This window comes from Arthrobacter sp. P1_A5 (assembly GCF_056406825.1).
Genome location: NZ_JBFTZL010000160.1, coordinates 1 through 8406 on the forward strand (window position 1 = coordinate 1; position 8406 = coordinate 8406).

The following is an 8406-nucleotide window of genomic DNA, read 5'->3' on the forward strand; positions in this document are numbered from 1 at the left end:
CCTACGAGGTAATCGGCAACGACATCACCATCACCATGGCCGCCGAGGCCGGCCAGCTCCAGCTCAACGCCTTCGAACCCATCATCGTCCACAGCCTCCACAAGAGCATCTCCCACCTCGAAGCCGCCTGCCGCACCCTCACGGCCCGCTGCATCCGGGGCATCACCGCCAACACCGAACACCTCCGCCTCACCGTCGAACAATCCATCGGCCTCGTCACCGCCCTGAACCCGCAACTGGGCTACGCCACAGCCACGGCCATCGCCCAGGAAGCCCTCGCCACCGGCAAGGGCGTCGCGGAACTCGTGCTCGAACACGGCCTGCTCACCGACGAGCAGCTCACCGAACTCCTCAGCCCGCACCGCCTGGCCAACCTCACCAAATAATCCCCAACCGCTCCCTAACCTCGCAAGCTCGGTTAGGGAACCCTGCGGTAGTGGGCCCACCCCCAGACCGACGACCCCGCCCGACCAGGGAGCAAGGGGCACGCCGTCGTGCCCAAAAACCCGATCGACTACAGAGAAAACGGAACTCGATGACGAGGACCGTTCCAGCACCGGGCCACCAACCCGGCCTCTACCCAAGGACTGACTATGAAAAACAAATCAACGATGTGGATCCTGGCAGCGCTCCTGTTCGGAATCCTCAGCGGTCTGCTCTTCCACGGGCTGCTGCCGGTGGACACACGCGAATCCGTCGTGGCGGTCCTCGACACCGTGACGCACATGTTCCTGAACCTCATCAAAATGATCATTGCCCCGCTGATCTTCGCCACCCTCGTCTCCGGCATCGCAGGAGCGGCCAAATCCGCCGGCGTGGGCAAGCTCTTTGGCCGCTCAATGATCTGGTTCCTGTCCGCCTCCGTCCTGGTGGGCGCGTTTGGCTTCATCACGGCCCATGTACTCAACGTCGGTAACGGGCTCCACCTGATGCCAGGAGGCGACGCGGGGATGGAAACGAAGCCCCTCGATTACCAGGCGTTCATCACCCACATCATCCCCACGAGCGTCTTCGCCGCACTGACCGAAAACAACCCCCTTCAGATCCTCGTATTCGGCGCCCTCTTCGGCATCGCCCTGCTGAACCTTCGGAAGAAGGGCCGCTCCTCCATCGCCGATGCCATCGACGAACTGATGGGCGTCATGCTGAAGGTCACCGGGTATGTGATGCTGGCGGCGCCCGTCGGCGTTTTCGCCGGCATCGCAGCGGCCTTCACCTCCCAAGGTCTCGATGCGTTTGCCACCTACGCGTCGTTCATCGGCGGGTTCTATGTGTCTCTCTCGGCCCTGTGGGTCATCATGGTCGGCGTCGCCGTCGCCTTCCTCGGACGGGCCGCCTTCCGCCTGGTCCGGATAGTGCGCGAACCCATGGTCATCGCGTTCGCCACCTCCAGCAGTGAAGCCGCCCTGCCCAAGCTCATTGAAGGCCTGACCAAGTTCGGCATCGAAAAGCGCACCACCGGTTTCGTGCTGCCCCTGGGTTACTCGTTCAACGTGGACGGTTCCATGATGTACATGACCTTCGCGTCGGTCTTCCTGATCAACGCCTACGGCATCGACATGGACCTTGGCCAGCAGATCGCGATTACCGCAATGCTCCTGCTCAGCAGCAAGGGCATGGCCGGCGTGCCACGCGGGTCACTCGTCGTCGTAGCCGCCGTGGTCCCTGCCTTCGGCATCCCCGCCGCCGGAATTGGTGTCCTGCTGGTGATCGACCAGCTCCTGGACATGGGGCGCACCGCCACCAACATCCTGGGAAATGCCATCGCCACGGCGGTGATCGGCCGGAACCACGACAAGTCCACGTCCCTCCTCGAAGCGTCACGCGCGGAAGCCTCCCAAGACGCGGAAGTCACTGAAGACAGCAGGGAGCCTGAGCTCGTTTCGAGGCACTGACCGGATCCCGCTCGGCTAACCAATTTTCAACCAGCGAACCTACCCTCACACCGGATGAAAGGCCATCGCCAATGACAGCCGACTTTGAAGTCCAGAGCCCGATGGACGCGCACCGCATTGAGCGGACGAAAAGAGCGAGAAACGCACCGATCAAATCACAAATCATCGACTACCTGGCAAACCATGGGGCAAGCAAAGTAGCTGACATCAGCGACGGTATCGCGTCCTCGCGAGGCGCAGTCAGATACCATTTGGCAGCGCTGGAGAGCGCTTCGATCGTCCGTTCCAACATTTCCCCCGGAGCCAGGGGTCGTTTCACGCCCTTCTACGGTCTCGCCCCTGGAAAAACGGACCCCGCCTCCTAGCCGGACAGCGCTGACGACGGCGGGACCTCCCGCCGTCGTCCGCCGTGTCTTTACGGCCGGAATCTCATGTCCTGTCCCCTAACCAACCTCGCAGTTTCAGGACCGAAAGATCGTGCAGCATGCCGGGCTTAGGTCACGGTGCCGCAATCGCGGCGCCAGGCAGGTGCCGGGAGATCCGACGGCACCGGAGGGTTAGGACTCATGGCGCAGACTAACGGAGAAGCAGGTCCCAGCCGCCGGGTCTGGTTAGGGTGGAGGATGACCGGAGAACCGAACACCTGGCACGACAAGCACAAGGCTTCCCTCACCCGCGGGCAGCAGGCCGCGGACCTCATGCGAAACGGGATGGGGAGCTGGCCTTTCGTGGGAGGTTTCATCGCCTTCATGCTGGTCTGGGCCGCCATAAACACCTGGGCGCTGGCGACCCATGCCTGGGATCCGTACCCCTACATACTTCTTAACCTCTTTCTGTCTATGCTGGCCGGTCTGCAGGGAGCAATTCTGCTCATCGCCGCCAAACGCCAAGATGCCATCGCCGGGGCCATGGCCCAGCATGACTACACTACGAACCTGAAGTCCAAGGAAGAGATCGATCTCCTGATGGACATTAATTGCCAGCAGTTGGAGATTCTCCGCGAACTTCAGCAACTCAGAACCTTGCCCGCGTCCGCTGCCGGGACGCACCGGTAGAGGGTAGGTACAGAGACGCCGAGGTTTATGGCGACTTCCCAGGGCAGTGTGCCGGCGGCGGTGGTTGTCGGAATCGAGCCGGACGGGGCGATTGACTGCTGTGGTTCTGGTGGTTTGCTTGCTACTGATGGGCCGCTCACAGAGTGAGCCCAGGCAGGGYGCGTGTGGGAAATTTCGTCGTTCGACAACGCCGGTTGGCGAGCGGATACTGAAGAACCATGAGGCCTACCCAAAGCGGGTTGCGCATCCAGCTTCTCGGCTCGTTCATCGTGTACGTCAACGGGAACGCCGTCGAGAACAGCCACTGGCGGCTGCAGAAGGCGAAGGCCGTGGTGGCAATGCTGGCGCTGGCGCGTGGTCAGCGTGGCCGTCGCGAGCAGGTACTGGACCGTCTGTGGCCTGACATGGAGCCGGCGGCCGCCGCACGGAATCTGCATCAGACCCTGTACGTCGCCCGCCGTGCGCTCGCTAGCGCTGGAGCCGGCAGCGACGGGCTCCTCGTCATCCGCGGTGAAGTGGTCGTGCTGGATGACACTGGCCCGGTCGATGTCGATGTCCTGCAGTTCGAGCGTTCGGCCGTGGCAGCGTTGGCTGCAGGTGTCGAGGCAAGCCTGCGCGATGCGGCCGACTTGTACAGTGGTGATCTTGTGCCGGAGCTGCCGGATGCGGATTGGCTGACGACACGCCGCGATGAGCTCCAGGAAATCCATCTCGAGGTACTGGTGAAACTGGYGTCCACGGTGGCGCAGCGCGCACCGGAGGAAGCGTTGGTCATCCTCACCCATGCGCTCGAATCCGATCCCGTCCACGAGGGAGCCGTGCGCGCGCAGATGGTGGTGCTGGCCGGGATGGGCCGGCGGTCGGAAGCATTGGCACGATATGAGCGGCTGGTCGACGAACTCCTCGACGCGTTCGGGACCGACCCGGACACCCGGACGGTGGGACTGTTTCGCGAGCTGTTGACCGGCTCGCCGTCCGAGGAACGCCTCCACCGGCCCGCCGGCGTGACCGGCAAAGACGATGCCATCGGTTATCTGCCATCCCCGTTGACAAGCTTCATCGGGCGCGAGCGTGAGCTCGTTGACGTCCAGCGGCTGATGGGCCATGCTCGCCTGCTCACCCTCACCGGGGCTGGCGGCAGCGGCAAAACCAGACTGGCATTGGAGGCCGCGAAGAGAGTTCGTCCTGACTACGTGGACGGAGTCTGGTTCGTTGACCTCGCGGCCGTTGGGGAGTCGCTGCTGGTGGCCGATGCCGTAGCCGAGGTCCTCGGGTTGGATTCCGGCGCGGCACCAAGCCGCGTGCAAGCGCTGGTCGACCAACTGCGGCGACGCTCGCTGCTCCTCGTGCTGGACAACTGCGAACACCTGCTCGCGGCATGTGCGCATCTCGTCGTCGCGCTACTGGACGGATCCCCTGGGGTTAGAGTGCTCGCAACCAGCCGGGAGCCACTCCATGCCGACGGGGAGTACACCTACCGGGTGCCGTCATTGCCCCTGCCCTCGGCCCTGCGGACCGAAGCTCCCGACCTGGCCGTGCTGGGCCGTCTGCCCTCTGTCCGGCTTTTCGTTGAGCGTGCAGCGCAGGTCCGGCCGGGTTTCGCGCTCGACGCCGACAACGCGCAGGGAGTGACAGAGTTGTGCCGACGGCTCGACGGGATGCCGCTGGCCCTGGAATTGGCCGCGGCCAGAACCGCCGTACTCGAACCCGCCGAGATCGTCCAGGGATTGGGCGATGCTTTGTCCATGCTCGGCGGCGGAACCAGCGGCGTCACGCGGCACCAGACGCTGCGTGGCACCTTGGAATGGAGCCACGAACTGCTCACCAAACCGGAACAGGTTCTGCTGCGCCGGCTGTCTGTGTTCGCGGGTGGTTTCACCCTCGACGCTGTGGTAGCAGTCTGCGCTGACGCGCCCCTCCAGCAGATCGAACTGCTCGACCTGTTGGCCAAGCTGGTGGACAAGTCTTTGGTGGTCACCGAAAGGAGGGGCGCCGGGACCCGATACCGGCAATTGGAGACGGTCCGCCAGTTTGGCCAAGAGAATCTCGATCATGCAGGTGAGGCGGCTCAACTGGCGGCTGCGCATTGCGCCTACTTCCTTGCCGTCGCCGAATCCCACAATCCCGAACGGGCCACCGGGGTGGTCATCGAACAGCCGAAGTTGCTCGACCGCGAGCACGACAACCTGCGCGCTGCGTTGCGCTGGTCATGCGCCCACGAGCCCGAGACCGCGCTCCGGCTCGCGGCCAGCCTGTGGCGGTTCTGGTTCCTCCGCGGTCACGCGGTCGAGGGAGCACGTTGGGTGGAGCGAGCCTTGGCGGTGGCCCCCGACTCGACCCGGCCTCGCGCGGCTGCTCTGATCGGCCTGACCGGGCTGGACAGCCGGCAGGGCCGCGGCGACCGGCATCGGGCGCTCGGCGCGGAGGCCCTGGCAATCATGCGGGAGATCGGCAACCCCGACGAGGTGGCGATGGCCCGGCTCATTGAGACCTCGCTCGCCTGGAGCACTTTCGACTTGGACGAGGCCGAACAGCTGGCAGCCGACGTGCACACCGAGGCATTCGAGGTTGGCAGACCCGAACATTGCGCTGCCAGCAGTTGGCTGCTCGGCCAGTGCGCGTTGTCCCGGGAGGACGGACCACTCGCCGCCCGTCACCTAAACACCTGCCTGAGCGAACTCGCACAGTCTGAGACCAGCACCCCACCCTTCCTGCCGGTGATCACTCCCAGCCTGCAACTGATCCCGATCGCCGGTCGGTTGGTCCCCTGCGTCGAGGAGACCCTGCTGTTGGGCCGTCGGGTTGGCGTTATCCAAGCCAAAGGCTACGTGCTGTCCGCGATCGGCTACGCGGCCAGGCTTTCGCGAGACACGCCGTCTGCGATATCCGTCATCACGGATGCAGCCGAACATTTCGCCGAGTTAGGAGATGACCTGGCGAGGGCGCAAACACTTCACCAACTTGGCTGCATTCTGCGCGACTGTGGCGACCACAGCGCGGCCGATGAGGCTCTTTCCTTGGCGCGGGAGCTTCGGCTCGGCTTGGGCGACCGACGCGGCGAGCTGCTGACCGAGATTAATATCGCCCTGCTCCGCGCCATGGGTGGTGATATCGACCGCGGCCTGACGGACGCTCGGCGTTGCCTTTCAGGGTTCGAGTCCGCGGGAGATCAGGTGGGGATGGGCGCCACGCTGACCATTCTCGGCGCCGCCGAACTGATCTCCGGGGAGGTCCGGGCAGCGCGGGAAATGTACAGGCAGGCAGCGGAARAGGTCGCCCCATGGCGGCGACACACGGGCTGGCAACGGTTGATGGTGGCAGAGCTTTCCAACGAGCTCGGCGACCCGCATCGGGCGGCCCGCGAAATTGACAGGGCTGGGGCGATTTTCGACCGAACGAGATGCCTCATCGCCGGTCAGCGGCTGGCCGCCCTGCGTAGGCGGGACTCGGATGATGATGTTGAGACGGCGTTGAGTGCTCGTTGAGTACGGTTCACTAGCGTGATTCCTGGATCTGACAAATGGATCTGACAAACAAACAGCAATCAGGAGGAACGCATCGTGACAACGACGCAGACTAGGCCGACCCGCATCGGAGAGGCCACCATCGCCGAGTTCGCCGCCGGGCTGCGCGGCACGGTCGTCCGGCCAGGGGACGCTGACTACGACCACGAACGACGCATCTGGAACGGGGCCCACGACCGGCGCCCGACGCTCATCGCACGCTGTGCGGGTGTGGCAGATGTGATCCGCACGGTCGATCTCGCGCGCAGCGAGGGGTTGCCGTTGTCGGTTCGCGGCGGTGGCCATTCGATCCCCGGGTTTTCCACCGTCGACGACGGTATCGTGCTGGACCTTTCGCTGATGAAGGGGGTCCAGGTGAACCCTGCCCGCCGCCGCGTGGCGGCACAGGCAGGGTGTACCTGGAAGGACGTGGATGCAGAGACCCAGCAATTCGGGCTAGCGGTGACCGGTGGCCTGGTGTCCTCGACCGGCATCGCCGGCTTCACCACCGGCGGCGGCATCGGCTGGCTCGTGCGCAAGCACGGGCTGGCCAGCGACAACCTGGTCGGGGCCGACGTCGTCACTGCTGACGGGCAGTTTATTCACGCCAGTGCCGATGAGCACCCCGATTTGTTCTGGGGGCTGCGCGGCGGCGGCGGCAATTTCGGTGTGGTGACGTCCTTCGAGTATCAATTGCACGAAGTGGGGCCCATCGTCCTTTCCGGCCTGGTTTTCTACCCCGCAGAAGAGGCGGAGCAGGTGTTGCGCGGCTATCGGGCGGCCTGCGCGGCGGCCCCCGATGAGCTGACCACGCTGGTCAACATGACCATGGCGCCACCGGTCCCGTTCCTGCCTGAATCAGTGCACGGCAAGCCAGTCATCGCTGTGGGAGGGTGCTGGTCCGGCGATCTCGATGCCGGCGAGGCCGCCACCGCGCCCTTCCGGTCATTGGGCACGGTCATCGCCGATGTGTTCGCGGCCAACCCGTACGCGGGGTGGCAGCAGGCGCTCGATCCGCTGTACCCGCGGGGCGTGCACAACTATTTCCGCTCGGCATTTCTGCGCGCTGCCGACGACGCGTCCGTGCGCGTGCTGCTGGACTCGTTTGCGGCATTGCCCAGCGCCATGACGCAGATTCACCTGCACCACCTTGGCGGCGCAGTCGGCCGGGTTCCGGCCGAAGCCACGGCCTTCGCACTCCGCGACCAGGAATTCATCGTCAATGTTGTTGCGCGCACGCCGACGGCGGAAGGCTTCGCGGACGTCGTCGAATGGGCCCGGGGCGTGACGTCCGCGCTCGGTCCGGATGTGACGGCCTACGTGAATTTCACAGGTGAAGCGAATACGGCGCTCGTCCGGGCTTCGTACCCGGCGGAAACTTACCGGCGGCTCGTGGAACTGAAAAACGAATACGACCCCACCAATCTATTCCGGTTGAACCAGAACATCGCCCCCACGGTGTGACAGCACTGCCTGCGTGAGGAGTGGATGATCGAGCGAGGATCGGGAAGCAACCTGACAGCCGGCGCCAGAGGCACCTCGATCCCCCGGCAACTGACCGGCAACGCCGGTCAGTTGCCGGGGTGTTGCGACCGCTCAATTTCTCAATCATCAAAAGGGTACCAATTTCACCAACATTGACGCCGCGGATGGGCCCGCTGCACCCAGCAAACCCCCAAACCTGAAGTTGCGTGACTTGAGGCAGGAAGATCGCCGGGTTTCCGGAGGGGTCTTCCTGCCCGTCTCGTGGGAAGCAGGCAAGGTGCGAGCCACAAGGCAGCAACGGCAGGAAACKCACTCCGGTGTGGACAACGTGCACACCCCTCTTGGCCGGACAAACGGGAACGAGCCCTCCCCCCAAGAGCGCGTTGGGCCAGGGCGGGATTGCAGACGCCCAGGATGAGGTAATAGCCCAAGGCCTGTCCGTTCTCCTCCCCGAGCTTGGTCTCGAAG

5 protein-coding genes and 1 pseudogene are annotated in these 8406 nt (G+C 64.5%); all 6 read left to right on the forward strand.

Going from position 1 to position 8406, the window contains the following annotated elements; genetic code table 11:
- A pseudogene (aspA, locus tag AC1D1S_RS16835) lies at nucleotides 1-386 on the forward strand (aspartate ammonia-lyase); the annotation flags it as partial.
- Nucleotides 387-593: 207 nt separating this feature from the next.
- Nucleotides 594-1895: a dicarboxylate/amino acid:cation symporter gene (locus tag AC1D1S_RS16840; protein ID WP_476994982.1), complete on the forward strand. Its 1302-nt coding sequence runs from the start codon at nucleotides 594-596 to the stop codon at nucleotides 1893-1895.
- Nucleotides 1896-1996: 101 nt separating this feature from the next.
- Nucleotides 1997-2260, forward strand: a complete 264-nt coding sequence (locus tag AC1D1S_RS16845) for a winged helix-turn-helix domain-containing protein (RefSeq protein ID WP_368859391.1) — start codon at nucleotides 1997-1999, stop codon at nucleotides 2258-2260.
- A 258-nt stretch (nucleotides 2261-2518) separates the two neighbouring features.
- Nucleotides 2519-2950, forward strand: a complete 432-nt coding sequence (locus AC1D1S_RS16850; RefSeq protein ID WP_476994983.1) for a DUF1003 domain-containing protein — start codon at nucleotides 2519-2521, stop codon at nucleotides 2948-2950.
- Nucleotides 2951-3168: 218 nt separating this feature from the next.
- Entirely contained in the window at nucleotides 3169-6435 is a 3267-nt protein-coding gene (locus AC1D1S_RS16855) for a BTAD domain-containing putative transcriptional regulator (RefSeq protein WP_476994984.1), read from the forward strand.
- A 75-nt stretch (nucleotides 6436-6510) separates the two neighbouring features.
- The gene (locus tag AC1D1S_RS16860) at nucleotides 6511-7917 is read left to right on the forward strand and encodes an FAD-binding oxidoreductase (protein WP_476994985.1); all 1407 of its coding nucleotides are present in this window, start codon (nucleotides 6511-6513) and stop codon (nucleotides 7915-7917) included.
- Nucleotides 7918-8406 lie beyond the last annotated feature (489 nt).